The organism is Rhodomicrobium sp. Az07 (assembly GCF_018619475.1).
In the GTDB taxonomy this organism is placed as follows: domain Bacteria; phylum Pseudomonadota; class Alphaproteobacteria; order Rhizobiales; family Rhodomicrobiaceae; genus Rhodomicrobium.
Window position 1 is genome coordinate 1 of the sequence record NZ_JAHFZG010000003.1, and the last position, 26319, is coordinate 26319.

A 26319-nucleotide genomic window follows, 5' to 3' on the forward strand; every position below is an offset into this window, starting at 1 on the left:
AGACCACTCGAACTCCGTCAGATCGAAGCGCGCCATGAGAAACTCCCTCGTTTGGGAGTTTGAATCACGACACGCCCGATTCGGGAATCCCCTTTATGGGTTTATCACCTAAACTGCTTGACGCGCTTTTTCGCCCAGTCTCTTGTCGAATTGTCCGGCTCGGTCACCATGATTGACCCCGACGCGGTGCGGCGAGAGCTTGCCGCCAAGCTCGAAAGGATCCCAAGCACCCTTCTTTCATCGAGTGCAAAATCATGATCAATCATTATCGAACGCAGCTTGATGCGCACGATAACGATGCGTTCGCGGCCGCCTGCGATTGGCTCGACTTGGGGCCAGAGGACGCATTTGAGGGGCGCCTCACAGGAACGCGCCTGCTTTCCATGACGACGGCAGCCTACCGAAAGTCGTCGGGGACGCTTTTGCTGGCTTAAACATTCACCAGCGAGAACCGAACGCAAACGCGTGCTGCCGGTCCTCTTCCGCTACGCCGATGTCAAGCCAACCGTTCCCGTCAATCGACAGACGAAGGCGGCCTGCAGATGGTCATTCGGTCAACCAAGCTTGAGCTTGGGTGACAGCAGCTGAATTGTTTGCGACAACCCGATAAGGATAAGGAAGAAACGCCTTGTTGAGAAGGCTTATTGCTTTGACAGTTAGCGACGCTCGGCGACGGTCGTCAGGCTCGACCCGTACCGCCCCGGCACAAAGACGCTGCTGCGCTGCCCGGTTCCGCTTGAACCATTCGCGATAGAGCCTCAGGAATAACTTCGAATTCTGTGGCATGTCGGGGCCGTGCATGATCAGCACAAAACGTTCGTTGCGCGCAAGAAGCGCATCGAACTCGGCGATGCTCTCTTGGGCCAGATCGTCGGGCACCCGATCAGGCATGCGATAGCGTGCAATGGGCCATGAGGAATGGTCGAAATTTGGTGGTGAAGTCATGATCGTAGCCCCGGCCATTGGAAACATGATTACTCAATCGCTTCACCTACGTACGGCACGGCGCACGGCGCACGGACACGAGGGCGAAGGCGACGCGGATTTGTTTGGGGATGCATCGCTCCAGAGGTAACATGGAGCGATGCATCTGCTGGAGCGGCCCCGCCGTTAGAAGCGCTTGCTTATCGAAATTCCCACCAAGCGGCCCTCGCCAACAGTCGAGATGACGGCAGGGCTATAATCGAAGCTTGAGGTCCGATAAGCGGTATCCGCGATGTTGTCGACGAAGACCCGGAATTTGGGCCCGTTTTCCGGGACGAATTCAATGCCCGCATCGAAAGTGGCGTAGCCTGCTTGCGACAGTGTATTCGCAGGGTCAAAATAGACCTTGCTGGTGAGATGAGCCGCTCCCGTCACGGCCACTTCACCGGGAAGCAGCGACTGGTTCAGAACGTAACGCGCGGACAGGTTGGCCGTCGCGTTAGGCGCGTAAGGAACGGCCTTGCCGCTATAGGTAATTCCACTTAGCGGGTCGGTCATATCAACAAACGTCGATCGTCCGAGGTGTCCGCTTAACGTCAGGGTCAGGTTGTCAGTCGGCAGAAAGGTAGCTTCACTTTCGATGCCGTAGCTTTCTCCTTTCCCCGCATTGCGGATAACCTGATTGGCGACGGCTCCGACGTAAATCTGCTTGTCCGAAGACTCGATATAGTAAACCGCCGACGATATTTTCAGGATGCCGCCGAACAGCTCGGCTTTGCCGCCAACTTCATAATTGAGCGCGGTTTCCGGTTGGTAGGAGACGGCGTCCAGCGGGGTTGAGACGGCGTGGTTGAAGCCGCCCGCCTTGTAGCCTTGCGAGACGAGCGCGTAGACCCGCGTGGCGTCAGACACCTGATAGCCGAGAGAGACCTTCGGCTGGATGCCGGTGAAGTCGGCCGTGTTGTCGAATGAGAAGCCATAGCCGTTGGCGAACACGTCAGGGCGGTTGTAATCGATAGACGCCCAATCGTAGTTGGCACGAGCGCCCGCAGTAATATCGAGCGCGCTCGTCAGCGAGTAGGTCAGTTCCCCAAAGGCAGCAGAACTCCGACTTTCGACCTTGTTTTTTGATGATCCGTAGAAGCCGGGATAACCGTCCGCATCGCGAGTGAACCAGTCGTTCGAATAGGAGAGCCCTGCCACACCCTTCAATGAGGCGCTGACGTATGCCAGCTTCAATTCCTGATTAAAAAGGCTGTCCGTCTCCGGAAAATGTGATCCGAACAGAAGACGCTTCAGAGTAATGTGCTGATAAGACGACGTGTTGGAAATAGTGAAATCGCCGAAACGGTAGTTCCAGGAGAGCGCGCCGGTTGTGGTTTCGCGATTGAGGAGATTGTAACCGCCGAAAAGCGAACTTCGATATTTGCGCGCCTTGACGTCCTGATCGAGGATGAAAGTTTCCTCGCGCGATCGCAGGTAGTCATGCGAAACCCAGGCACTGGCATCGAACGGGCCCGCGGCGGGTGCATAGCGCAAACCGAGGCGGCCTCTCAGATCGTTCCACCCGTCGATATTCTCGTTATCGCGATCCACGTCGGTAATCTGCCCGAGCCTGTGAGTTTCCTTGATCGCGACATCGACGAAAAGGGTGTCAGGCACCACTACGCCGGTGGCGACCGCTCCGATCCCGAACAACCGATTGGAAGCTGTAGCGTCGACAGTCACCGTCTGTTCCCTGGGCGCTTTTGAAATGATGTTGATGACGCCGCCGAGGGCGCCGCGTCCGTACAACGTTCCCTGCGGACCTCGCAAAAACTCGACGCGTTCGACGTCGCCGAGAGTCTGCGACAGCACTGAAGCGGCTTGCGGCACTCCGTCGACATAAACCTGAACTGCGGGGTTGTAGTAATCCGGCGACGAGAGCCCGCGACTGGTTATGTTGGCGTAGGCGCTGTTACCCCGGTTATCGATCGTCAGTCCGGGAAAGACCTTTTTCAGATCCTCCACCGTTCGCACATCGTTCTCGCGAAGCTGTTGCGAGGTTACAACCGAAATGCCACCGTCGACCTTTTCAAGTGACTGCGGCCGCTTGTTAGCTGTAACGGTGATCTCCTCTAATGTAACGGTATTTGTTACCTCTTGCGCTAGAACATTAGAATTATAATACGTAGCAAAATAGCCAAACAAAACGGTGACGGCGAACCTTCGTGACAACATGTTAGACCCCATTCCCAAACTCAAAGTGCCCATGGAGTCGTAGACTATATTCTGGTTCTGTTGTCTAACGTGAACGGGTCTGCTATTGACAGAAGCGGAACAGAGTCTGAAGCTTACTCGTCATCGGAGCCGAGCGTGTCTTTTTATCAACAATCGGGTTTGCATCGGACGTGGCGGGAAGCCGTCGAATGCAGCATCGATGACGTGGGTTGGAGGCGCTTCACCCGTGTCGACCAGCCCGACAGGGATGTCACGATTTACACGGTTGACGTCGCCGCCCCCCGCGCTTCCAAGTTTCGAGCCGAAGGGCCGCCGACATTTTCCTTAAGTGTATGTCTCTGCGGCTCGGGGACATTCGCGATAGACGGTGCGCTCCCGTTGGCGGTAAAACCGGGCCTGGGGGTGCTTTTTGCGAGCAACCGCTATACGCTGGGCGAAAACACGGTCAAAGCGACCGAGCGGTTTCACGTCATCGATGTGCGTTTCGAAAAGCGGTTTCTGGTCAAGGCAGGCGGGGCTCCGCTCGCGCAACTCGGCTGCGATCTGTTGAGCGATCACAGCCTACCCGATAGAGGGCTTTTTCTCGTCGGATTTCCGGCACCCCCTCCGCTTCTGCAGGCCGCGCGCTGCATCGCCGGATGCCGAATTGCGGAAGGCACCGCTCGAAAGCTCTACCTCTACAGCAAGGCGATCGAGTGCTTAAGTCTCGTCATCCACTCGTTCTCGCTCCCCTCGCCACAAAGACCTGCGTTACGCGGCGAAGATTATCGGCGCGTCCAGCATGCGCGGGAGATTGTCGAAACGCAATATGACGTGGACTGGACCATCGCGCGTCTCGCGCGCGAGGTGGGGGTCAACGAACGCAAGCTCAAGGAAGGATTTCGTGAGATCGTTGGCAACTCGGTGCACGCCCATCTTCGCGACATTCGTATCGAAGCCGCAGCCGCGCTTCTAGATGAAGGAAAAACCGTAACCGAAGCCGCCCTCGCCGTGGGCTTCAGCAACCTGAGCCATTTCAGCAAGACATTTTCCGCAAAGAAAGGGATGCTGCCAAGCCGTTATCGCAGGTAGTCCCATGATCGCGCAGCAATGACTCAGTCATTGAGATTAATAAATCCGGTCGGCGCAAACGCGTAGTGCGCAGATTTATCGGGCCTTATTGACAATGCGCCGATGGCCCGGCCTTTTTCCGCTTTCGCAAGATAAAGCCTTGTCGTCAGCCTATCCGCCACTGCGCCGCTTCGGTCCAATGATGCCAGAGACCTTGATAAAGGCCACCCGCATCGACGAGCGTTTCGTGGCGGCCATGTTCGACGATCCGACCGCGATCCATGACAAGGATCTGGTCGGCGACGCGGATGGTCGATAGTCGATGAGCAACGACGATGAGCGTCTTGTCTGCGACGAGCGACTGAAGCGCCGCCTGGATGGCGCGCTCGTTGGTCGGATCGATCGCCGCCGTCGCTTCGTCGAGCAGCACAATGGGGGCATCCTTGAGGATCGCACGCGCGATAGAAACGCGCTGGCGTTCGCCGCCCGACAGCGCAGCCCCGCCTTCTCCAACCCGCGTTGCATAGCCATCCGGCAACGCCATGATGAAATCGTGCGCCCGAGCGGCGCGGGCCGCTGCCTCTATTTCTTCGAAGCTCGCGTCTTTTCGGCCAAAAGCGATGTTGTCGAGGATCGTGCCCGAGAAAAGGTAGACGTCCTGAAACACGACAGTGATGAGCCGGTTCAGGCTTTCTGCCTCAAGGTCGCGGATATCGACGCCGCCGACGGAGATTGACCCGCGATCGACATCCCAGAACCGAGGAATAAGATTGAGGATCGTGCTTTTTCCGGCACCGGAAGGGCCCACGATGGCCGTCATGGAGCGTTCCGGGATCTCGAAAGACACACCGTCGAGCACCGGGCTTGCTGCCGTATAGCCAAAGCCGACAGCGTCGAAAGATACGGCGAACCCCTTCGGCTCGCGGGCGGCTTGCGGTAGCGGCAAAGGCTTGGCGGTGAGAATGCGGTCCATGCGCGTCAGCGATGCATCGGCCATACGCGTCAGCTCCATCACGGCAACGAGACCGACGAGTGGGCCGTAGAGCGCAAACACCAGCATCAGGGCCGCGAGAGCAGTTTGCGTATCGATAGCCCCGCCAATAAGCCTTGTTCCGGCAACGCAAATCAGGAGCGGCACGCCGAGCATGATGGTGAGACCGAAGCCGATGAGCGGCACGGTGAGTTTCATCACCATGTTGACGGACATGTCGCGGAACGCCTTGAGAGCGGCGCGGAAATCTTCCTGTCCTTTGGCGATGCGGTTGAAGGCGCGAATGACGGCGATGCCCTGCGCATATTCGATCATGCGCGCGGCCGCTTCGGCTTGCATGTCTTGCCGGTGAATTCCGAGCGCTGCAAGGCGACGGCTCGACCACAAATAGATCGGCACTCCGGCGGCGATGGACGCTGTAGCAGCGAGTGCCACGGCCCAGTCGAGCCATGCAAGGTAGAGAAGCACCGCCAGTGGAAGCCCGAACGCTTGCGCGATGCGCGGCAAGGCGTCGGACATGAAGCTTTCCAACATCTGCATGTCGGAGGTCAGCACCGTGACCGTATCGCCCTTGTCGCGCGCAAGATGGAAGCCGAGCGGCAGAAGGCGCAGCCGGTCCAGCATCGAAAGTCGCAACTCGCCCGCAAGCTCAAAGCTCGCAAACCAGCTTCGCGTGGCGGAAAGATAGCCGAACAGCAACTGACCGGCGAGCGACAGCGCAACCAGCCCCGTGACCTGCCACGCCCAAGCGTAAGTTATGGTCGCCCCATCGGCCAGCGCCCCGACGACGGAGATCGCGGTGGCGAAGGCAAGCCCGAGGCAGAAGGACTGCGCGAAACGAAAGACGATGCCCGCAAGCACGCGCCCGCGCAATGGTCCCGCCAACGCCCAGAGCCGTTTGAAGCTTTCGAGATCGGAGCGGACCTCTGTTCCTGTGGGATCGGTCATAGCCGCGACTGTGTCAGTCATGATCTTGTCTCCCGCCTCTAGCGCAGCGCTTGCGAGCGCGCGGCCGTGTGATCGGCCCAAAGGCGCGCGTAAAGGCCGTCCTGCGCGACAAGGTTTTCGTGCCGGCCGGTTTCGGCGATACGTCCATGGTCGATCACGACGATAGTATCGGCGGCGGAGATGGTGTGAAGTCGATGGGCGACGATGATCAGGGTGCGCCCAGCGGTCAGTGCCTCAATCGCCTCCTGTATCGCTGCTTCGTTATCGGGGTCGGCGAAGGCCGTGGCCTCGTCGAGAACGATAATGGGAGCGTCCTTCAGAATGGCCCGGGCAATGGCAATGCGCTGACGCTCGCCACCCGAAAGCGTGGTTCCTTTCGCGCCGAGGCGTGTTGCGTAGCCATCCGGCAGCGCCATGATGAACTCATGCGCGCGCGCTACCTTGGCGGCGGCTTCAACCTCTTCGTCGGTCGCGTCGGGATTTCCGAACCGGATATTGGCGGCGATGGTGTCCGAGAACAGAAAGGTGTTCTGAAACACGAAGGCGACCGTATCCATGAGGTCGTCGAGGCTCATGTCGCGGACATCGACGCCACCGACGGTCACGCGGCCCGACCGCACATCCCAGAAGCGCGGGACAAGGCTTGCGATTGTGCTCTTGCCGCCTCCGGACGGCCCGACGAGGGCTGTCACAGCCCCCGCGCGCGCCGTGAAGCTGACGCCGTGCAACACGTCTTGCTCGCCATAGCCGAAGCGCACATTCTCGAAGGCGACATCGTTTCCCTTAGGCTTCGGCCCGTCCCGCCGGTCTGCCTGCGGGGCCGTATCGAGAACCTCCGCGATAAGCATCGACCCCATGCTGATATGGGCGAGGTCATGGAACTGGTTGAACAGCTTCAGCAGCGGCTGGCTGTAATTAGCGCCGAGGATGATGAAGAAGACGAGCGTGGGCAGGTCGAGGCTACCAGCCGCCATAAGGAACAGGCCGACGGGCAAGATGAAAACGATGTTGGTGAGAACCAGGCTGAAGAAGGTGCCGCCAAGCGGAAGATAGTCGCGCGCCCATTCCGTTTCGATCTTCGCGTAGTTTCGCACCGCCTCGCTGGTCGCGGCAAAGCTCTCGCCGGTGCGGTTGAAGATCTTCACAACCCCCATGCCCGCAAGATACTCGACAATCGCGGCGTTCATGCGTTGTTGAGCCGCCTGATAGGCGCCGGCGCGTCGGCCCCCCCGCGCCATCGCCGTGATGAGGAGTGCGAATGAAACGGGTGTCACGATGATCGCCGCAAGCGCCATGCGCCAGTCGACCACGAACAGCCAGACGGAAACCGCTAGCCACGTCGCCAGCGCGCTGACGCCTTCCGGCACACCGTGAGCAACGATGAGTTCGAGCTTTTCGGGCTCGTCGATGACAAGTTTCTTGGCGTCGCCGCTTGGACGGTCGGCGAAATAGCCGAGCGGCAGCCGCGCCATGTGTCGGGCCACGCCAAGACGCATGCGGTAGATGGCGTCGAAAGCAACGATATGTGACAGCGCCAGGGCGAAGCCCATCGCCGCAAATCCCATGAGGACCGCCAGCAGCGAAACTCCCGCATAAGCCAGGACCGAGGACCACGCCAGCGAACCCGCAATGATCTCGCAAACGAGCCGATAAACCGCCCAGACGGGGACCAACTCGCAGGTAACGGCGAAAGTCGCGATGACGACAGTCGCGCCGAGCTTGAGCCGCGCGCCCTCCATGAAGCGCCCGACAAGCCGCAGGCTCGCGAAATAGTCGGGGCTCGACGTTTCGCCGCTCGATGCCTTGGGATCTCTCGGGTCTGCGTCTACTTCGAAGCCGACACTTGTCGTTGTCATGGCTCACGCACCCCCGACGCCTGTTTCTTCCCGACTGAACGAAGCTCTTTTCGGATGGCGATGTCTAACGCGATCGGGACTTTTATTGATCGAAACGGACGACAAGGCCGAGCAGCCTATAGCCTTCAGTTCTTCGCCGACGCTCTTCTTGAGACACTTTTTACGTCTTTTCTTTTCGGACGCTACAAAGGAATGGTCTGGAACCTAATCGGACATTCCGCCATGATACGCAAAGCTCCACAGCCCAGAACCTTTGGTTACGCCCGCGTCAGCACAGCCGACCAGGATCTCACGATACAGCAAGCCGCCCTCGAAGGAGCGGGCTGCTTGAAAATCTTCTCGGAGAAGAAGAGCGGGACGCGCCGCGATGGCCGCACGGAGTTATCGAAAGACAACGCGCCATCGATCGTTGATGCGCCCGCCTGCGAGATGATGTCGTCACGCTGTCGCAGCATAAAACGGGCGTTCCGTTGCGCATTCCACTCCTACCAGAGCTTCGGGCGACGCTTGCAGCCGCGCCCATGATCGGAACCGAAACAATTCTTGTTACGGCGCTTGGACACCCCTTTTCTCAAAAAGGGTTTGGCAATTTTGTAAAGGATTCCTGCGTTGCCGCAGGTCTCCCTCATTGTTCAGCACATGGCCTGCGCAAGGGCGCTGCCGTACGACTTGCCGATGCAGGCTGCACCGCGCACCAGATCGCGGCGATTACCGGCCATCAAACTCTCAAAGAGGTGGAACGATACACCTGCGAGGCGAACCAGCTTCGCCTTGCCAAGGCGGCTTATGCGATCCTCGGTGAGAACGGTTGACGAACAAAGGGTGTGAAACCACGGCTCGATGGTTTCAAAAATGGAGAAGCAAGCCGTTGATAGCACGTATCTTTTTGGGATGGATGGCGGAGAGGGTGGGATTCGAACCCACGGTACGGTTGCCCGTACTCCGGTTTTCGAGACCGGCCTATTCAACCACTCTAGCACCTCTCCGCACCGAAAAAACTAGTGATTTCAAATACGTAACGCGTTCACGCTTCGCTATCATGCTTCAGTTTGCATTTCGGTTCGCGTTTCCTATCAGCGAAGCCGGATTTGCGCAACCCGTCACTGTCTCATTTTTCGCCTCGCGGCGTCGCTAAACGCGCGTCCATGCCAGGCCTTCCATTGCGATCCACATCCGGCATGGCGTGGCCGGTGGTGCCGATGATCTCGGGACGATGGAACCGTTCTCGCGAGTCACGACCTTGCCACCCCATTCGATACTTGTGCAAATCGGGAAGCTTTCGTTCCGGATTTGTGGATAGCTGCCATACGCGGAGTCTTGACGTCAGCGAATCGCGCTAGGCAACTTAGACATCGCTATGCCCTAATCTTGTGGTTGCGTGGTCGTCCGGGTGCGTTAGCGCATGTCTTATCATGATAGAACGGGCATTGCTTTCCCATGGGGCTTGGCTGCATCAGATTGTTTGTTGTCGTTTTCGGCTTGTCCTTCGGTCTTTCCGCAGGGTTGCCCTTGGGCTCGTTTAGCGGAGCCTTCGCGCAGAGCGGCGACAGTCGCGGTCTGTATCTCCTGAGCCGCGCAACCAGATCCTTCGACGCCGGAGCCTATTCGGACGCTTCGTCCCTCATCGACGCCGCCTTTCGCGCCGGTCTCAATGGAGAACTCGCGGCGCGTGCGATCCTGCTTCGCGCCCGCATCAACGAAAGAAGCCGCTCCTATGCCCGCGCGCTCCAGGATTATTCCAACGCGCTCTGGATGGAGAGCCTGCCCGCCGCCGACCGCAAGACGGCAACGGAGGGCAAGGAACGCGTCATGGCGGCAATGGGTTTGGCCCCGCAGCAGCAGCAGCAAGCGTCGGCGTTGCCGCAATCGCAGGCAGTTCAAGAGCGCTCCAGGCAGGCGGGGGCACCGCAGCCCTCTCCTTATTATGCGCAACAGCAGGCCCCGGCCTCCTCGGGCGGCATAGGCGGCTTCTTCGACAGTATTTTCGGCGGAGGATCGTCAGGCGGTCAGCAGGCCGCTCAGGCGCAGCCCCAGCAGCGGGGGTGGCAGGCATCCGCCGCGTCACAATCGGCTGCCTCCGCGGTTGTCATGAGCCCCGCGGCGACGCGCCGCGCCGCGCCAATTCGCGTCGATCCCTCGCTTCAGGCAGATGCTCCGGTGAGGCCCCCGCGGGTTGCGAAATCACCCCCCGCACCGACCGTCCGCACGTCCGCCGTGACCCCGGTTTCGACCTCGGCGTCGGCGGTCGTGGCACCGGCCGACGGGTTCCTGATCGTTTTCGGCTCTTCGCCGAGTCAGCAGTCCGGGCTTGCCACCGCTCGCCAGATCAAGGCGCAGCTTTCAGACATCCTCGTGAACCGCAATCTCGATGTCGAGAGGGGTTCGGGGGGCTACCGCATTCAGGCCGGGCCATACAAGGCGAAGACCGCGGCGACAGCGTTATGCCGGGCGATCACGCAGCGCGGCATCTCCTGCACTGTCACACCGTAAATCTGTTGACGTCGCGTAACGATTTCGGCGTGCGCGCACAGGCCATTAAGCTGATCGACAACAAAAATTTACAGCGTTGTGCCGCATCCGATCTGCGGCACGACGCTGTAGCCACTTCGCTAACGCGTCGCACGCGCTACATTATGTTCGTACTCTTTCACGGGAGCGGACCGCGTGCGCAATCTCATCACCGATGTGGAGGGGCTGAACGTCGGCAACGCCGAGGACGCCCGCATCGCTAGCGGCACAACGGTCATTCTGGCCGATGCGCCGGTGGTTGCGGCGGCGACGGTGATGGGCGGCGGCCCCGGCACGCGGGAGCGCGATGCGATCAGCCTCGAAGGGACGGTCGGCGCGGCGGACGCAATCGTGCTTTCCGGCGGCAGCGCCTTCGGCCTCGACGCGGCGAGCGGCGTGCAGATCTGGCTTCGAGAAAACGGACGCGGCTTTCAGATCGGCCCTGTGCGCGTGCCCATCGTCCCGCAAGCGATCCTGTTCGACCTCATCAATGGTGGAAACAAGGATTGGGGACGCGCAGCGCCCTATCGCGAGCTTGGTTTCAAGGCGGCGGAGGCAGCAGCGGGCGATTTCGCGCTCGGTTCGGCGGGCGCGGGCTACGGCGCGACGGTCGCGCGGGGGGCAGGGCTTTCCATGCGCGGCGGCCTCGGAAGCGCGTCGGAGCACCTGACGTTCGACGGCGGATCGGTGGTCGTCGGCGCGCTCGCGGCCGTGAACGCGGCAGGCGCCGTGACGGTCGCGGACACGCCGCATTTCTGGGCCGCTCCATATGAGCGCGGCGGCGAATTCGGCGGCCTCGGCCTGCCTCATCCGCTCCCGGCAGAAGCCGCGCGGCCCGTGCTTAAATATGGGGCGCTCGCTGGCGCAAACACGACGCTCTGTGTCGTCGCGACCGACGCGCCGCTGACGCAAATGCAGGCGAAACGCGTCGCGACGATGGCGGCGGCTGGCATGGCGCGCGCGATCCATCCGGTTTTCTCGCCGCTCGATGGCGACATCGTTTTCGCGCTGGCCACGGGCAGGGCAGGGCTTTCTGATCGCGACACGGCGCTGCCCTTCATCGGTGCTGCCGCCGCGAATTGCCTCGCACGGGCCATCGCGCGGGGCGTCCATGAGGCTTCCGCATCGCTGCCGGACGGCACGCAGAGCTATCGCAACCTTTTCGCAAGCGCATGAATGCAGTATGACTCGCGCGGATTTCGCGTGACCGCGCGGGGCTATCCCTGCGCGCGAAGGGCCGAGAGGCGACGGGCGACAGCATGAGCGACAGCAAACGCGCCGCGAGGCTTCTTTTCCTCGACTCGGGCCTTGGCGGTCTCACCGTGCTGAAGGCCGCACGCGCGGCCATTCCTGAGGCAGAAGTGCTGTTCATCGCCGATGACGCCGCCTTTCCCTACGGCTCGAAGCCCGAGGGCGAACTGGTCGAGCGGCTTCTCCATCTCGTCGGCGAAGCGCTTGCCGCGTTCGAGCCGGATTGCGTCGTCCTCGCCTGCAACACCGCCTCGACGGTCGCGCTTTCGGCGCTCAGGGCGGCCTTCGCCGTGCCCTTCGTCGGCACCGTGCCCGCGATCAAGCCCGCTGCCGCCATCACCCGAAGCGGCCTTGTTTCGGTGCTCGCCACGCCCGGCACGGTCGCGCGGGAATACACCCATACGCTGATCGAGACCTATGCCTCGGGCGTGCGCGTGACGCTCGTCGGCGCGGCGAACCTCGCGGAGCTTGCCGAAAGCTTTGCCAGCGGCGAGCCGGTTTCCGATGCCGCCATCGCGCGGGAGATTGCGCCGTGCTTCGTGGAAGACGGCGGGGCGCGCACCGATGTCGTGGTGCTCGGCTGCACGCATTACCCGCTTCTGCTCGAACGCGTCGACGCGCTTTCGCCGTGGCCCGTGATATGGCTCGACCCCGCGCCCGCCATCGCGCGCCGCATCGCGAACGTCCTTTCTGAGCGCGGCCACGTCGTCGGCGTCGGCGCGAAACGCGGTCACGGCACCATCGCGTTCACTTCGGGACGCACACCCTTGCCATCGCTGCTTGCACTTTTGCAGGCTCATCAGTTAAGCATCGCTGCAAAGATCGATGCAGAAGACGGCGCAGCCGCCGCAGCCTGAGAGTTTTTCCATGATCCCGCGCTATTCCCGCCCGCAGATGGCCGCCATCTGGTCCGACCAGTCACGCTATGAAATCTGGCTCGAAATCGAGACGCTCGCCGCCGAAGCGATGGAGCAGCTCGGCACGATCCCGGCGGGCACGTCCAAGGTTTTGCGCGACAAGGGCGCGTTCGACATCGCCCGCATCGACGAGATCGAGCGCGAGGTGAAGCACGATGTCATCGCCTTCCTGACGAGCGTCAGCGAACATACAGGCCCCGAGGCGCGCTTCATGCACCAGGGCATGACCTCGTCCGACGTGCTCGACACCTGCCTCGCCGTGCAACTGACCCGCGCCGCCGACATTCTGCTTGCCGACATCGACGCGGTGCTTGCCGCGCTGAAGCGCCGTGCGCTCGAACATAAATACACCGTCACCGTGGGCCGCAGCCACGGCATCCACGCCGAGCCGACGACGTTCGGCCTCAAGATGGCGCTGGGCTATGCGGAGTTCACCCGCGCGAAAGAGCGTCTCCTGCGCGCGAAGGAGGATATCGGCACGGCGGCGATTTCCGGTGCGGTCGGCACCTTCGCGCATCTCGATCCGCGCGTTGAGGCTTACGTCGCCGAAAAGCTCGGCCTGAAGCCGGAGCCTGTCTCGACGCAGGTCATCCCGCGCGACCGCCACGCCATGTTCTTCGCGACGCTCGGCGTCATCGCGTCGTCGGTGGAGCGGCTCGCGACCGAGATCCGCCACCTTCAGCGAACCGAAGTAGGCGAGGCGGAAGAGTTCTTCTCGGAAGGGCAGAAGGGCTCGTCGGCGATGCCGCACAAGCGCAATCCGGTGCTGACCGAAAACCTCACCGGCCTTGCGCGCCTCGTGCGCGGCTATGCGATCCCGGCGATGGAAAACGTGGCGCTGTGGCACGAACGCGACATCTCGCATTCGTCGGTCGAGCGGCTGATCGGCCCGGACGCGACCGTGACGCTCGATTTCGCGCTGGCACGGCTCGCGGGCGTGATCGACAAGCTCGTGGTTTACCCCGATAAGATGAAAGCGAACCTCGAACGCGGCGGCGGGCTCGTGCATTCGCAGCAGGTGCTGCTTGCGCTGACCCAGGCGGGCGTCAGCCGCGAGGACGCCTATCGCCTCGTGCAGCGCAACGCCATGCTCGCGTTTCGTGGTGAGGGCGAGTTCCTCGCCTTCCTCAAGGCCGACGCGGACGTGACGGCGGCGCTCCCGCCGGAGAAGATCGAGGCGCTGTTCGATCCGCAGCATCACATGCGCAATGTGGATGCGATCTTCGCTCGGGTTTTTGGTAACTGACGACGGGGGCCGCATTTACTCATGCGGCTCGTCGTACGGGATGCTAGAGGTTTCGCTTCGACATGGAAGCTAGGCGGAGTACCAAGCATGAACCGACATTCGTTGCATGTGGCGGGGCGCTCATTGCGTCAAAAGCTCCGCAGCGCGCCGGTGGCGGAAAACGTCATCGTTTCTCTGACGAGTTTCCCAAACCGATTCGGCAATTTGCATCTGTGTATCAAATCGCTTCTCACTCAGAACCTGATGCCCGAAAAGGTCATATTGTTTCTGGCGAAGAGCGAAGTTGAATCCGCGCAGATTCCCCGCTCTCTCCGAGCGCTTGAGGGCGAACGCTTCGAAATCGTCATCTGCGAGGAAAATTTTCGGCCATATAACAAGCTCGTACATGCGCTTGTGGCTGAACCCGACAAAACGATCATCACCGTAGACGACGATCTCGTATATCCGCCCTATCTCGTTCAACGTCTTGTTGAGGCTGGCGCCCGCCATCCGGGTTGCGCCGTGAGCCTCGGTGCAAAACTGATGGTGGCAAAAAACTACGAAGAATTCGTTCCGTACGACTGCTGGTCAGATGCCAGGAATATTGTCGGAATGCAGGTGTTCGGCAGAGGCGTGGACGGCGTTCTTTATCCGCCGCGTTGTCTTCACTCCGATGTTAGCCATGGCGAGTTGTTCATGGCGCTGGCTCCCACAACGGACGACTTGTGGTTCAAGGTGATGCTTATGATGGCGGGAACCAAAGTTGTGTCCATTGCTCGAAAAAAACGAGAGAAGCGTAAGTCGCTGCGCTACAGGCGACACAACGCTCTTAAGGATATAAACGGATTAGGAGCTAACGACAAAAATTTGGCGGCGATCATGCAGCACTACGACCTCGCCGCTCGCGACTTCCTATTCGCCGAAGAGCTTAACATCCAAACCCTTGTCCCGCCGCCGCCGAAACAGTTGCGTCTTTGACAACGTCGGCATATTCTCCCCGGACCGAGCCGCCCGGCGCATTTCAGGGCATGCCGTGGCGGCTTTTTCGTGCTTCTCCAAAAGCGAGACGCGCAAGCGGCTTCTTCAGCCGCAAAAGCTGTTTCGTGAGAGCGAACTAATAAGAAAGGAAGCAAAATGCCCAAGATGAAGACCAAGAGTGGCGTGAAAAAGCGCTTCAAGATCACCGGCACCGGCAAGGTTCTCGCCGGGCAGGCCGGCAAGCGACACGGCATGATCAAGCGGACACCGAAGTTCATTCGCAACTCGCGCGGCAGCGTCGTCCTCGAACCGGGCGATGCGAACCATGTGAAGAAGTGGGCCCCCTACGGGCTTGACTGATCACTCGAAAAACGCAACGATTGAGCTTGGAGACGACGAACAATGTCACGTGTGAAGCGCGGTGTAACCGCACACGCCCGTCATAAAAAGGTTCTTGAGCAGGCGAAGGGCTTTTACGGCCGCCGCAAGAACACGATCCGTATCGCGAAGCAGGCGGTCGAAAAGAGCCTGCAATACGCTTATCGCGACCGCCGGACGAAGAAGCGCAATTTCCGCTCGCTGTGGATCCAGCGTATCAACGCCGCCACGCGCGAGCATGGCCTCACCTATGGCCGCTTCATCGACGGCCTCAACAAGGCGGGCATCGTGATCGACCGCAAGGTTCTGTCGGATCTTGCCATCACCGATCCGGCTGGCTTCGCGGCGCTTGTCGGCAAGGCGCGCGAGGCTCTGCCCGCGGAGCTTAGGTCTGCATGAAACTTGACGAACTGACAGTGCCCGAGTTGCTTGCGCTGGCAAACATCCTCCTTCGGATTGCCGACGAAATTCCGAGGGAGGACGCCCGCGCCACGCGGGATGCGCGCGACGAGATCACTTATGTTCTGAAGCTGATTTCGGAGAAGGAGGGCAGGAAAGAGCCCTCCTCCCACGCGCGGCTGAATTAACGCTTTCGACTAAGCCCGCCTCAAAGAGTGCGCCTTCACCCCCCTTCCTGTTGCATCGATAAGGCCGCTTCCGGCGGAATAGCCGCGCGGGTTAGCGATTGGTCGTTGCCAAGAAAGACCGGGCTCGCTAGAGCTAAGCCGTTTTTATGACGCAGGCTCGCGTCTGGTTCGGTTTTTCAAACGTAGGGAAGCAACGATGCCCACTTCCGAGCAGCCCAAAGTACCTTTTGCGGTGGTTGTCTGCACCGACAAGAACATGCTGCAGCTTGCATGCGCGACCCTTTATTCGGCGCACCTCGCTTCTCCGGACATTGCGTTCGACAAGATCATCGTAGGCCTCGATATTCCGCCCGAACAGGAAGCCCAGGTTCTTGAATTTGCGGAGAAGAAAAATATTCCCATAAAGCTTATAAACCTCAAGAGAGACGAATTAGGCGAAGCTGCAAGGAAGTATGGGGGTACTGCTCTCCGCTTGCGGATCGATCAATATATACAAAATTCATACGAGAGAATTCTTTACCTCGATTGCGATGTGATTGTTGTCAAGTCTCTGTCCAATCTTTTTAAAGTTAATCTGAACGGCTATGCGGCGGCGGCCGCCGCCGATTTGATGAAACCGTGGAAGGGGAACTACGAGCGTTTAAACGCTTTAGGTCTCTCTTATGGCAATTACTTCAATGCTGGCGTAATAATGTTCGATATGGCGCGGTCTCGCGCCGAAGGAATATGGGAACGATCCGAGAGTGAACTGGAGCAGTTTCCCTGGAGACGGCGGGACCAGGATGTCCTCAACAAGGTTCTGGCCGGTCGATGGCTTCGGCTTCCCGTGATCTGGAATTTCACCAGCCCCTTTCATTATCGGCGCTCGATCAAGCCGGCGATCGTTCACTTCGCCGGGTTGGGCGAGCGTCCCTGGCACCCCGGCTCTTTGTGGCTTCACAGGGAGTACAGGAATTTTTACCGCGATGCATTCAAGGATACGGCTTGGAGCGACTACATCCCCGACTTGAGCTTTCGAGCGCAGCTTCGTGGGGAGTATCGCTATTGGCTGTCCACCCTTAGAAGGCATGGCCCCGTATCCTCCCACCTCAAGAGGAACTATTCCGGCAAGGAAGTCACGCCAGCCTGAACGCTTGCGCGAAAATCGAGGCCGCGAGGAATATTCGCCCTTAGCGCTTTGCGCCGCTGAAGCGACAGCCTTGACCCCTCCGGCCAAAAGTGGCACGCCATCGCACATCGCCTCACCATTCCCGAACGAGAAGCACCCATGGAAACGCTTGCGGAGTCCGCACCCGACCTTGACGCCCTGTCGAACCGGCTGCTTGAGGCGGTGGGGGGCGCGGGCGACCTCGCGGCGCTCGATGCCATCCGCGTGTCAGCGCTTGGCAAGAAGGGCGAAATCTCGGAGCTTATGAAAAAGCTCGGCGGGCTCCCGGCGGAAGAGCGCAAGAGCTTCGGGCAGGCGGTCAATGTCGTGAAAGACGCGGTCGCCGCCGCGCTCGATGCGCGCAAGGCCGAACTCGAAGCCGCAGCGCTTGCCGAAAAGCTCGCGACCGACCGCGTGGACGTGACGCTGCCCGTGCGCGCGAACCCCGCCGCCGAAGGCCGCATCCATCCCATCTCCCGCGTCTGGGAAGAACTGATGGTGATCTTCGCCGACATGGGCTTTTCGGTTGCGGAAGGCCCGGACATCGAGACCGACGACAACAATTTCACGCGGCTGAATTTCCCGGTCGGCCATCCGGCGCGCGAGGCTCACGACACGTTCTTCTTCAATCCGGACGAGCAGGGCGAACGCCTCCTGCTTCGCACGCACACCTCGCCCGTGCAGGTGCGCACCATGATGGCGAGCCAGCCGCCGATCCGCATCATCGCGCCGGGCCGCGTCTATCGCATGGATTCGGACCAGACGCACACGCCGATGTTCCATCAGGTCGAGGGCCTCGTCATCGACCGCGCCACGCATATGGGCCACCTGAAATGGGTGCTTGAGGAGTTCTGCAAGGCGTTCTTCGAGGTGTCGGACGTGAACATGCGCTTCCGCATGTCGCATTTCCCGTTCACGGAGCCGTCCGCCGAGGTGGACATCCAGTGCGACCGATCCGGGCCGGAGTTGAAGATAGGGCAGGGGAACGATTGGCTCGAAATCCTCGGCTGCGGCATGGTGCATCCGAACGTGCTGGGCTCCTGCGGGATCGACCCGGACGAGTGGCAGGGCTTCGCCTTCGGCATGGGCATCGACCGAATCGCCATGCTGAAATACGGCATGCCCGACCTGCGCGCGTTCTTCTCCGGCGATCTGCGCTGGCTCAAGCATTACGGCTTCTCGCCCTTGGCCGTGCCGTCGCTCGCCGGCGGCCTTTCTAACTAAGGAAAACCTTCCAGCAAGCGGCGAACAGGCGTATATGACTGTCTCTCGACCGGGAGGACAGCTGATGTACGATATTTCAATCAAGACAATCCAACCGAAGCATCTCGTCGGACTTAGCCATCGGGGACGTTATCAGGACATCGGAGCTACCTTCGGCCGTCTTGCCGAGATCGCGGGTGCCCGCGGAATCGACGCCGTTATGACTGGATGCGTGGGCGTCTATTACGACGATCCGGGCGCAGTTCCGGCTGAAGAGCTTCGCTCGCTGGCGGCGTTCGTCGTCGGTGCTCCCATGGCGGTCGAGCCTCCACTCGAGTCCGCGATGATCGAAGGCGGCCATTATGCCGTGCTGCGCTTTGTCGGGCCTTATGAAGGTTTGGGCGACGCTTGGGCCTGGCTTTATAGCGACGGGTTGTCGAAACTCGGCCGCCCTATGCGAGAGGGGCCCGCCTTCGAGGATTATGTCAACGATCCGATGAACACGAAGCCGACCGATCTTGTAACGGACCTTTACGTCCCGTTGGCTTGAAAACAGGCATCCAACGCTATCATCCCGCCTGCAACAGCCGCATGGCCTCGTCGCGCTCGAACAGCGCGAGGCAGGTGCGCGCGGCCAATCCCTGGTCCGACTTGAGGTTCGGATCGCGGCCCAGCAAGTAACGGACGGCGGTCGCCGCGCGTTCGATCAGCGGCGCGGCCTCGGGCCAGCCCGCGATGCGGAAGCCGGGATCGCCGCTCTGCTTCGCGCCCAGCACCTCGCCGCCGCCGCGAAGTCGCAAATCCTCCTCCGCGATCACGAAGCCGTCGTCCACCTGCCGCAAGATGTCGAGCCGCGATTTCGCCGTCTCGGATAGCGGCCCCTTGTAAAGCAGGATGCACGACGATTGTGCCGAGCCGCGCCCCACGCGCCCGCGTAGCTGGTGCAATTGCGCGAGGCCGAACATCTCCGCGTTCTCGACGATCATCACGGTCGCGTTCGGCACGTTCACGCCCACCTCGATGACGGTGGTGGCAACAAGGATCGACGTTTCGCGCGCGGTGAAAGCGGCAATCGCGGCGTCCTTCTCCGCGCCGGAGAGCTTGCCATGCACGAGGCCGACGCGCTCGCCGAAGATCTGGCGCAGATGCGCGGCGCGCTCGGTCACGGCGGTCATGTCGCGGGCGGTTTCGCTTTCGACGGCGGGACACACCCAATAGACCTGCGCGCCTTCGCCGAGCGCGCGATGCAGGCCCTCGATCACATCCTCCATGCGATCCTGCGGCACGGCGCGGGTGATGACGGGTTTGCGGCCCGCGGGCTTTTCGGCGAGTTGCGACACGTCGAGGTCGCCGTGCAGCGACAATTGGAGCGTGCGCGGGATCGGCGTCGCGGTCATCACGAGAATATCGGCGTCGCCCGCGCGCGCCTTTTCCTGCAACGCAAGCCGCTGCGCCACGCCGAAGCGGTGCTGTTCGTCCACGATCGCGAGGCCGAAATCGCGGAAAACCACATCGGGTTGAAACAGCGCATGAGTGCCGCAGATCGCGCGGATTTCGCCGCTCGCGAGCTTGCCGAGAAGCCGCCCGCGCGTGCGGCCTTGTTCGCGGCCCGAGAGATAGCCGAGCGGAATGCCTGCCGCCTCGCAGAGCGGCGTCAGCGTTTCGAGATGCTGACGGGCGAGAACGTCGGTCGGCGCCATCAGTGCAACCTGCGCCCCCGCTTCCACGGCGTTCGCCATCGCCAGCGCCGCGACGACCGTCTTGCCCGAGCCGACATCGCCTTGCAGCAGCCGCAGCATGCGCCGCGACGACGCCATGTCGGCCTTGATTTCGGCGAGCGCGGTTTCCTGCGACCGCGTCAGCGCGAAGGGCAGGGATGCGCGCATCTTCGCTGCGAGACTGCCGTCGCCGACGAGCGAGCGCCCGGCGAGCTGGCGGTGGCTACGGCGCACCAGCGCGATGGCGAGTTGCGCGCTCGACACCTCGTCACAGGCGAGCCGTTCGCGCGCCTTGTGCCACAGCGCGAGGTCGGCGTGGCTTTGCGGGCGGTGCAACGTTATGAGCGCGTCGCGGAAACCCGGCCAGCCCTGCGCCTCGACAAGGGCGGGGTCGAGCCATTCCGGGAAGTCGGGCAGTTTCGCGAGCGCGTCGCCGATGACGCGATAGAGAAATTTCTGCGTGAGGCCGAGCGTCAGCGGGTAGACCGGCTCGATGGCGGGCAACCGATGGCGCTCGTTCGGCGCGAGCACGTAATCCGGGTGCGTCATTTGCAGGCGCGCGCCGTGGCGTTCGACGCGACCTGAAACGAGGCGCGGCTCGCCGAGCGGAAGCAGGCGCTTGATCGCCGCGCGGTCGCCGTGGAAATAGACGATGTCGAGCGCGCCGCTTTCGTCCTCGCACACGATGCGCACGGGCGCGCGCGGTGCCGAGCGCGGCGGCGCGCTGTGCTTCACCGGCGTCACGACGAGCGTGACGATGCCGCCGGGGAGCGTTTCACCGACCGATGGCGTGAGCCTGCGGTCGAGCGTGCCGGTGGGCAGATGCCAAAGGAGATCGATCACGCGCGGCGGCGTCAGCGGCTTCGCGAGCAGCTTCGTCAAAAGCTCCGCGCCGCGCGGGCCGAGTCCCTTGAGGCTCGTCAGCGGCGCCTGCAGCGCGGCCGCATCGGTGCCATCTCGCGGGCGGTCTGTGTCCGGGGAAGCCATGCGTTCCAGAAATGTGGGCTTGGGCGCGCCCTGCCAAGGAACCGGGGCTTCAAACAACGCCATTTGCGACTGCGATTCGCTCATGCTCGCGAGTTTGGGCGCAGCGCGCCGCCCGCGCAATCCGGGCGGCGATTTTTGCACCGCGCCTTGCAGGTGCGGATCTTTTTGTCTCCCGGTGTTGCGGTAGCAACCTTGACCTTGTCCGGCTTTGTCGGTTGGGTGCGGGCTTGGGAGCGCTTTAGGGGATTGTCATGACCGAATTGCCTTTTGGGACGTATGTAAAAGATACACATTGGAAAATGCATTTTCAAAAAATCGCGGGGAATAAATCTCTACCTGGCTGGCTTCGGCGGTACCTCAAGTCCTATCCAGCCTCAATTGTGGCAGACGTCGAACTCGATGGAGTGAAATTTCGCTGCTTCCCCGGCCAGAACCATCACGACAAGCTCATATTTCTTGGAACCTTGTTTTCGTTAGAACGAGAAGAATTCGAGTTCATGACGACTAAGGTAAAAAGCGCGGAATATGTTGTCGACATCGGAGCCAATACAGGTACGATTTGTATCCCGCTTTCGTTCAAGATGCCATCGCTGAAGCGTATCCTCGCCATCGAGCCAGATCCGCTGACTTTGCAGAGGCTTCGATTTAACCTAGCAATCAATGGAATTTCGAATATTTCGGTCGTTCCGTGCGCCGTGGCGGATCGCGAAGGAGTTACGCGCCTTTGGAGGAGCAGGAAGGAAAATCTCGGGCAAAATTCTCTCCTCGATCCCAAACGTGACTCCAAGCATTACGTCGATATAGAAACAAAGACGCTGACGAGCATTCTCGCGGAGCATGACGTTCCGCGGATCGATATTCTGAAAATTGATGTCGAAGGATTCGAAGATCGGGCGCTTATGCCCTTTTTTAGGTCCAGCACGCGTGCTGTGTGGCCGAAGGCAGTCGTTATCGAGCATAAATCACAAGGTGAGTGGGCGGAAGATTGCATGGCCTTCATGATCGAGAATGGCTATTCGTTAGACGGGAAGAACGGGCAAAATTCGTTCCTGTCTCTTTCTGATGCCTGAGATCCCCGGTGATGAACCGGATGAAATAGCCGTTGGCTTTGTTGGCGGAAAGTGTGAAAGCCGGGGTATGAATGCGCCCGCTTGGCGACTATATTGCGAGCAACGGCGCGCCCGCGCGCCATCGCGTATTATACAGGGTTTTTCATGGACGGGCTTGAGCTGAGGCGCAAGCGCGCGGTTTATCGCGCGCTTCATCGCGGCACGAAGGAACTGGATCTCATTCTCGGGCGCTATGCGGAGGCGCGTGTGCCGGTCATGGACGAGGTGCAACTTGCGTCCTTCGAGACGGTGCTCGCCGCTCAAGACCCGGATGTGGACCTCTGGATCAGGAAGGGCGACGCGCCGGGCGAACTCTCGGCCATCGTCGCCGAAATTCGCGATTTCTACAGGCTCTGACGCTTCGCAATGATCCGCAAAAGGGAACGCCGGTTTGCGATAAGGATCATGCTCAAATAAATACGGCGCTCGCTCGATTCCCTCGACGGCGAAAACGCTCAACATCTCCAACGCGGCGGCCCGGGGCCGCACACATCATGCCAGGCGAAACCGATATATTGGACAAGAAGGCGGCGGGAAAGCCCACCGCGCTCGACAGGCTCGCGGGCGGAGAGGGCGCGATCCTCGCCTCCGGTGTGCCCGAGGGGCACGACGCGTTCCTGATCGCGGCGATCGCGCGCCGCCTTCCCGCCGACACGGCCTATCAGCAGGCCGTTCTGCACGTCGCGCGCGACGATCACCGCCTTGCCGAGATCAGGAGCCAACTCGAATTCTTCGCGCCCGGCGCGGATGTGCTCTCTTTTCCGGCGTGGGACTGCGTGCCTTACGACCGCGTTTCGCCCGACAGCGACATCGAAGCCCGCCGCATCGCGACGCTGGCGCGTCTTGCGCATGCGAAGGGCGGCAAGCCCGCGATCATCGTGCTGACAACGGTCAACGCGGTGCTTCAGCGCGTGCCGCCGCTCGCCGCGATGAAGAAGTCCGCCGCGCGGCTCACTGCCGGCGGGCGCGTCTCCATGGAACAGGTGATCGCCCGGCTCGAAGGCTCGGGCTTCATGCGCACCGGCACCGTGATGGAGCCGGGCGAATACGCCGTGCGCGGCGGCATCCTCGACCTCTACGTGCCGGGGCATGCGCGGCCCGCACGTCTCGACTTCTTCGGCGATACGCTGGAGACGATCCGCACCTTCGATCCCGTCACGCAGCGCACGCAAGCCGCGCGCGATGGGTTGACGCTGCTGCCCATCAGCGAAATTCCCTCGGGCGACGCAGCGGTGAAGATGTTCCGCCAGCGCTATGTCGAGCTGTTCGGGCCGAGCAAGGGCGACGACGCGCTTTACGAGGCCGTCTCGGCGGGCACGCGCTATCCGGGCGTCGAGCACTGGCTGCCGCTGTTCTACGACAACATGGACACGCTATTCGATTATCTGCCGAACGCTGTCGTGACGCTCGATCATCTGGCGCACGATGCAGCCCAGCGCCGCCTCGAAACCATCGCCGATCATTATGAGGCTCGCCGCGAGGGGCTGGAACAGCGCTCCTTCGGTGCCCCGCCCTACAAACCGCTGAAGCCGGAAGCACTCTATCTCACGGCAGAGGAATGGGACGCGAAGCTTGGCGAACGCAAGGTGCGCCGTTTCGAGCCGTTCCCGCAGCCGGACGCGAAGGCGCTCGTGCAGATCGACTTCAAGGGCAAGCAGGGACGCAGCTTCGCGCTGGAGCGCGCCGAATCTTCCGACAAGCTCATCCCGGCAGTCGCCGATCACATCCGCACGATGCAGAGCCTCGGCAAACGCGCCGTCATCGCCTGCTGGACGAACGGCGCGCGCGAACGCCTCGGCAACATGCTCTCGCCCCACGTCTCGCGTATCGAGAAGGTGGCGAGCATCGCGGACGTGCGGAAGGCCGACAAGAGCGCGGTCAGTTTCGCGCTGCTCGGCCTCGAGTCGGGCTATGAGACGCCCGACCTCGCCATCATCGCCGAACAGGACATCCTCGGCGACCGCCTCATTCGCCGCCGCAAGACCAGGAAGGCGAGCGACGTGCTGGTCGAGGCGTCGAGCCTTACGCCGGGCGACCTCATGGTGCATGCCGACCACGGCATCGGGCGGTTCATCGGGCTCAAGACCATCGACGCGGCAGGCGCGCCGCACGACTGCGTGGAACTCGAATATGCGGGCGGCGACAAGCTGTTCCTGCCCATCGAGAACATGGAACTGCTCACCCGCTATGGCTCGGACGAGGGGACGGCCCAGCTCGACAAGCTCGGCGGCGCGTCCTGGCAGGGCCGCAAGGCAAAGCTCAAGAAACGCATCCGCGCGATGGCGGAGGAACTCATCAAGGTGGCGGCGCTGCGCGAGATGAAGCCCGCGCCCGTGCTTCAGGTTTCAGACGGAGCCTATAATGAGTTCGTCACGCGCTTTCCCTATGAAGAGACAGACGACCAGCTCGCAAGCATCGAGGCGGTGGCGGACGATCTCGCCAAGGGTCGCCCGATGGATCGGCTTGTGTGCGGCGATGTCGGCTTCGGCAAGACCGAAGTGGCGCTCCGCGCGGCCTTCATCGCGGTGATGGAGGGCAAGCAGGTGGCGGTCGTGGTGCCGACGACGCTGCTCGCCCGCCAGCATTATCAGACCTTCGTCAATCGCTTCCACGGCTTCCCGGTGAAGATCGCGCAGGCTTCGCGGCTCGTCACAGCGAAAGAGATGGCGCTGATGCGCGAGGGGCTGAAAAGCGGGCAGGTCGACATTGTCGTCGGCACGCATGCGCTCCTCGCGAAATCCATCGGCTTCAAGGATCTCGGCCTCCTGATCGTCGACGAGGAGCAGCATTTCGGCGTGGCGCACAAGGAGCGGCTGAAGAATTTGCGCGAAGAGGTGCATGTGCTGACCCTCACCGCGACGCCGATCCCGCGCACGCTGCAACTCGCGCTGACGGGCGTGCGCGAAATGTCGGTGATCGCGACGCCGCCGGTGGATCGCCTCGCGGTGCGCACCTTCATCACGCCGTTCGATCCGGTCACGCTGCGGGAGGCGCTGCTGCGCGAGCGCTATCGCGGCGGCCAGTGCTTCTATGTCGTGCCGCGCATTTCCGATCTCGACGAGGTGGCCACGTTCCTGCGCGAGCACGTCCCCGAAATCCGTTACATGCAGGCGCACGGTCAGATGGCGCCGACGCAACTGGAAGACATCATGTCGGCTTTCTACGACAAGGAATTCGACGTGCTGCTTTCCACGACCATCGTGGAGTCCGGCCTCGACATTCCGAACGCGAACACGCTGATCGTGCATCGCGCGGACATGTTCGGCCTCGCACAGCTTTACCAGCTTCGCGGGCGCGTCGGCCGCTCCAAGACGCGCGCCTATGCCATGTTCACCATTCCGCCGAACGGCAAGATCACACCGCAGGCCGAGAAGCGGCTCAAGGTGCTGCATTCGCTCGACAGCCTCGGCGCGGGCTTCACGCTGGCGAGCCACGACCTCGACCTTCGCGGCGCGGGCAATCTGCTCGGCGATGAGCAATCCGGCCACATCAAGGAAGTCGGCTACGAACTTTACCAGTCGATGCTGGAAGAGGCAGTCGCCGCGCTGAAGGCGAATGGCGGCGAGGAGCGCGAGGAAGAAGAGCAGTGGTCGCCGACCATCAATGTCGGTCTGCCGGTGCTGATCCCGGAAGCCTACGTGCCCGATCTTCAGGTGCGGCTCGGCCTTTATCGCCGCCTTTCGGGGCTCCATGAGAGCGCCGACCTCGAAAATTTCGCCGCCGAGCTTGCCGACCGTTTCGGCCCGCCGCCGGATGAGGTGAAGCACCTTCTGACCGTGGTGCAGATCAAGAATTACTGCCGCAAGGCGGGCATCGCGCAGGTGGACGCCGGGCCGAAGGGCGCGGTGATCAGCTTCCGCAACAAGAAATTCGCGAACCCGCAAGGGCTGGTGAAATTCATGTACGAGCACGGTGCGCAGGTGAAGCTGCAAGTCGATCAGAAGCTCGTCTACAAGGAAGAATGGGACGACGGCGTGGAGCGGCTGCGCGGCGCGCGAGCGCTGGTGCGGGAGCTAGCGGCCATCGCGAAAGGCGAAGTCGAAACCGCATCCGGCGGAGCGGCAGGCGAGGGGAAAGCCGTCCACGAGATGCGCCTCGCGCTGCCGAAGAAGCCTGTAACGCCGCCCGCTCCGCCGAAGCATCAGCCGAGGCCGGGCGCGGGCGCGGCGCAGTTCCGCCACGCGGCGGCGGGGAAGGGCGCGCAGCCGAAGCCGCCATCGAAGGGCGGCAAGCCGCGCTATAATTAGATCGGCTATTCAACGCCAGCCATTGCCTGCTCTCGCAATGCGGCTTACCGCCCCAGAGCGCGGGCAAAATCGTTA

General features: G+C 61.6%; 22 protein-coding genes and 1 tRNA gene. 17 read left to right on the forward strand and 6 right to left on the reverse strand.

The window, feature by feature from the left end; all coding sequences use genetic code 11:
- Positions 1-546: 546 nt before the first annotated feature.
- Complete coding sequence (locus tag KKP04_RS02740; RefSeq protein WP_215026324.1) at positions 547-945, reverse strand: hypothetical protein; 399 nt, start codon at positions 943-945, stop codon at positions 547-549.
- A gap of 165 nt (positions 946-1110) precedes the next feature.
- On the reverse strand, positions 1111-3177 hold the full coding sequence (locus tag KKP04_RS02745; RefSeq protein ID WP_215026327.1) for a TonB-dependent receptor: 2067 nt from the start codon (positions 3175-3177) through the stop codon (positions 1111-1113).
- A 36-nt stretch (positions 3178-3213) separates the two neighbouring features.
- Here KKP04_RS02745 and KKP04_RS02750 point away from each other — a divergent pair, with 36 nt between their 5' ends.
- The gene (locus KKP04_RS02750) at positions 3214-4215 is read left to right on the forward strand and encodes a helix-turn-helix transcriptional regulator (RefSeq protein WP_371818691.1); all 1002 of its coding nucleotides are present in this window, start codon (positions 3214-3216) and stop codon (positions 4213-4215) included.
- A gap of 145 nt (positions 4216-4360) precedes the next feature.
- Here KKP04_RS02750 and KKP04_RS02755 read toward each other — a convergent pair whose 3' ends face one another.
- Both KKP04_RS02755 and KKP04_RS02760 read right to left on the reverse strand, forming a co-directional pair.
- Positions 4361-6154 (reverse strand): ABC transporter ATP-binding protein, encoded by a 1794-nt coding sequence (locus tag KKP04_RS02755; protein ID WP_251133866.1) that lies wholly within the window; start codon positions 6152-6154, stop codon positions 4361-4363.
- Positions 6155-6171: 17 nt separating this feature from the next.
- Positions 6172-7989 (reverse strand): ABC transporter ATP-binding protein, encoded by a 1818-nt coding sequence (locus KKP04_RS02760; RefSeq protein WP_215026330.1) that lies wholly within the window; start codon positions 7987-7989, stop codon positions 6172-6174.
- A 54-nt stretch (positions 7990-8043) separates the two neighbouring features.
- On the opposite strand from KKP04_RS02760, the gene KKP04_RS15870 reads away from it, so the two are divergent.
- Positions 8044-8514, forward strand: a complete 471-nt coding sequence (locus tag KKP04_RS15870; protein WP_371818684.1) for a recombinase family protein — start codon at positions 8044-8046, stop codon at positions 8512-8514.
- On the forward strand, positions 8460-8801 hold the full coding sequence (locus KKP04_RS02770; protein ID WP_251133867.1) for a tyrosine-type recombinase/integrase: 342 nt from the start codon (positions 8460-8462) through the stop codon (positions 8799-8801). The genes KKP04_RS15870 and KKP04_RS02770 overlap by 55 nt, the downstream gene beginning before the upstream one ends.
- 84 nt (positions 8802-8885) lie before the next feature.
- Here the strand turns inward: KKP04_RS02770 and KKP04_RS02775 are convergent.
- Positions 8886-8975: transfer RNA gene (locus KKP04_RS02775), tRNA-Ser, on the reverse strand.
- A 523-nt stretch (positions 8976-9498) separates the two neighbouring features.
- Between KKP04_RS02775 and KKP04_RS02780 the strand changes: the two genes are divergently transcribed.
- The 11 genes from KKP04_RS02780 to KKP04_RS02830 all read left to right on the forward strand — a co-directional run bounded on the left by KKP04_RS02780 (position 9499) and on the right by KKP04_RS02830 (position 18733).
- On the forward strand, positions 9499-10479 hold the full coding sequence (locus KKP04_RS02780) for an SPOR domain-containing protein (RefSeq protein WP_215026345.1): 981 nt from the start codon (positions 9499-9501) through the stop codon (positions 10477-10479).
- Between the two features lie 174 nt (positions 10480-10653).
- Positions 10654-11673 carry a P1 family peptidase gene (locus KKP04_RS02785; protein WP_215026349.1) on the forward strand — a complete coding sequence of 340 codons (1020 nt, stop codon included), beginning with the start codon at positions 10654-10656 and terminating at the stop codon, positions 11671-11673.
- An 83-nt stretch (positions 11674-11756) separates the two neighbouring features.
- Positions 11757-12605 carry a glutamate racemase gene (gene murI, locus KKP04_RS02790; protein ID WP_215026351.1) on the forward strand — a complete coding sequence of 283 codons (849 nt, stop codon included), beginning with the start codon at positions 11757-11759 and terminating at the stop codon, positions 12603-12605.
- A 10-nt stretch (positions 12606-12615) separates the two neighbouring features.
- The gene (gene purB / locus KKP04_RS02795) at positions 12616-13911 is read left to right on the forward strand and encodes an adenylosuccinate lyase (RefSeq protein ID WP_215027030.1); all 1296 of its coding nucleotides are present in this window, start codon (positions 12616-12618) and stop codon (positions 13909-13911) included.
- An 87-nt stretch (positions 13912-13998) separates the two neighbouring features.
- Complete coding sequence (locus tag KKP04_RS02800) at positions 13999-14868, forward strand: glycosyltransferase family A protein (protein WP_215026354.1); 870 nt, start codon at positions 13999-14001, stop codon at positions 14866-14868.
- Positions 14869-15024: 156 nt separating this feature from the next.
- Positions 15025-15228, forward strand: a complete 204-nt coding sequence (gene rpmI, locus KKP04_RS02805) for a 50S ribosomal protein L35 (protein WP_013418491.1) — start codon at positions 15025-15027, stop codon at positions 15226-15228.
- Positions 15229-15270: 42 nt separating this feature from the next.
- Positions 15271-15645 carry a 50S ribosomal protein L20 gene (gene rplT / locus KKP04_RS02810; RefSeq protein ID WP_215026357.1) on the forward strand — a complete coding sequence of 125 codons (375 nt, stop codon included), beginning with the start codon at positions 15271-15273 and terminating at the stop codon, positions 15643-15645.
- On the forward strand, positions 15642-15833 hold the full coding sequence (locus KKP04_RS02815) for a hypothetical protein (RefSeq protein WP_215026361.1): 192 nt from the start codon (positions 15642-15644) through the stop codon (positions 15831-15833). The genes rplT and KKP04_RS02815 overlap by 4 nt, the downstream gene beginning before the upstream one ends.
- Before the next feature lie 196 nt (positions 15834-16029).
- A complete protein-coding gene (locus KKP04_RS02820; RefSeq protein ID WP_215026364.1) occupies positions 16030-16962 on the forward strand; it encodes a glycosyltransferase family 8 protein in 933 nt (310 codons plus the stop codon).
- Positions 16963-17100: 138 nt separating this feature from the next.
- Positions 17101-18204, forward strand: coding sequence for a phenylalanine--tRNA ligase subunit alpha (gene pheS, locus KKP04_RS02825; RefSeq protein ID WP_215026367.1), 1104 nt, complete (start codon positions 17101-17103; stop codon positions 18202-18204).
- Positions 18205-18268: 64 nt separating this feature from the next.
- Positions 18269-18733: a GyrI-like domain-containing protein gene (locus KKP04_RS02830; protein WP_215026369.1), complete on the forward strand. Its 465-nt coding sequence runs from the start codon at positions 18269-18271 to the stop codon at positions 18731-18733.
- Between the two features lie 19 nt (positions 18734-18752).
- Here KKP04_RS02830 and recG read toward each other — a convergent pair whose 3' ends face one another.
- Positions 18753-20888 carry an ATP-dependent DNA helicase RecG gene (gene recG / locus KKP04_RS02835; RefSeq protein WP_215027033.1) on the reverse strand — a complete coding sequence of 712 codons (2136 nt, stop codon included), beginning with the start codon at positions 20886-20888 and terminating at the stop codon, positions 18753-18755.
- 251 nt (positions 20889-21139) lie between these two features.
- Here recG and KKP04_RS02840 point away from each other — a divergent pair, with 251 nt between their 5' ends.
- From KKP04_RS02840 to mfd, 3 genes are all read left to right on the forward strand, one after another.
- Positions 21140-21958, forward strand: a complete 819-nt coding sequence (locus KKP04_RS02840; RefSeq protein ID WP_215026372.1) for an FkbM family methyltransferase — start codon at positions 21140-21142, stop codon at positions 21956-21958.
- Between the two features lie 144 nt (positions 21959-22102).
- The gene (locus KKP04_RS02845) at positions 22103-22354 is read left to right on the forward strand and encodes a succinate dehydrogenase assembly factor 2 (RefSeq protein WP_215026375.1); all 252 of its coding nucleotides are present in this window, start codon (positions 22103-22105) and stop codon (positions 22352-22354) included.
- Positions 22355-22491: 137 nt separating this feature from the next.
- Positions 22492-26244, forward strand: a complete 3753-nt coding sequence (mfd, locus tag KKP04_RS02850; RefSeq protein ID WP_215026378.1) for a transcription-repair coupling factor — start codon at positions 22492-22494, stop codon at positions 26242-26244.
- Positions 26245-26319: the final 75 nt, after the last annotated feature.

Bases quoted from the DNA above. Each gene is read 5' to 3' on its own strand.
- recG (WP_215027033.1), bottom strand. From the start codon at position 20,888: ATGGCTTCCCCGGACACAGACCGCCCGCGAGATGGCACCGATGCGGCC.
- KKP04_RS02815 (WP_215026361.1), top strand. From the start codon at position 15,642: ATGAAACTTGACGAACTGACAGTGCCCGAGTTGCTTGCGCTGGCAAAC.
- KKP04_RS02740 (WP_215026324.1), bottom strand. From the start codon at position 945: ATGACTTCACCACCAAATTTCGACCATTCCTCATGGCCCATTGCACGC.
- pheS (WP_215026367.1), top strand. From the start codon at position 17,101: ATGGAAACGCTTGCGGAGTCCGCACCCGACCTTGACGCCCTGTCGAAC.
- KKP04_RS02800 (WP_215026354.1), top strand. From the start codon at position 13,999: ATGAACCGACATTCGTTGCATGTGGCGGGGCGCTCATTGCGTCAAAAG.
- KKP04_RS02760 (WP_215026330.1), bottom strand. From the start codon at position 7,989: ATGACAACGACAAGTGTCGGCTTCGAAGTAGACGCAGACCCGAGAGAT.
- KKP04_RS15870 (WP_371818684.1), top strand. From the start codon at position 8,044: ATGGCGATGTCTAACGCGATCGGGACTTTTATTGATCGAAACGGACGA.
- KKP04_RS02820 (WP_215026364.1), top strand. From the start codon at position 16,030: ATGCCCACTTCCGAGCAGCCCAAAGTACCTTTTGCGGTGGTTGTCTGC.
- purB (WP_215027030.1), top strand. From the start codon at position 12,616: ATGATCCCGCGCTATTCCCGCCCGCAGATGGCCGCCATCTGGTCCGAC.
- KKP04_RS02830 (WP_215026369.1), top strand. From the start codon at position 18,269: ATGTACGATATTTCAATCAAGACAATCCAACCGAAGCATCTCGTCGGA.
- mfd (WP_215026378.1), top strand. From the start codon at position 22,492: ATGCCAGGCGAAACCGATATATTGGACAAGAAGGCGGCGGGAAAGCCC.
- murI (WP_215026351.1), top strand. From the start codon at position 11,757: ATGAGCGACAGCAAACGCGCCGCGAGGCTTCTTTTCCTCGACTCGGGC.
- KKP04_RS02845 (WP_215026375.1), top strand. From the start codon at position 22,103: ATGGACGGGCTTGAGCTGAGGCGCAAGCGCGCGGTTTATCGCGCGCTT.
- rpmI (WP_013418491.1), top strand. From the start codon at position 15,025: ATGCCCAAGATGAAGACCAAGAGTGGCGTGAAAAAGCGCTTCAAGATC.
- KKP04_RS02745 (WP_215026327.1), bottom strand. From the start codon at position 3,177: ATGGGCACTTTGAGTTTGGGAATGGGGTCTAACATGTTGTCACGAAGG.
- KKP04_RS02755 (WP_251133866.1), bottom strand. From the start codon at position 6,154: ATGACTGACACAGTCGCGGCTATGACCGATCCCACAGGAACAGAGGTC.
- rplT (WP_215026357.1), top strand. From the start codon at position 15,271: ATGTCACGTGTGAAGCGCGGTGTAACCGCACACGCCCGTCATAAAAAG.
- KKP04_RS02840 (WP_215026372.1), top strand. From the start codon at position 21,140: ATGACCGAATTGCCTTTTGGGACGTATGTAAAAGATACACATTGGAAA.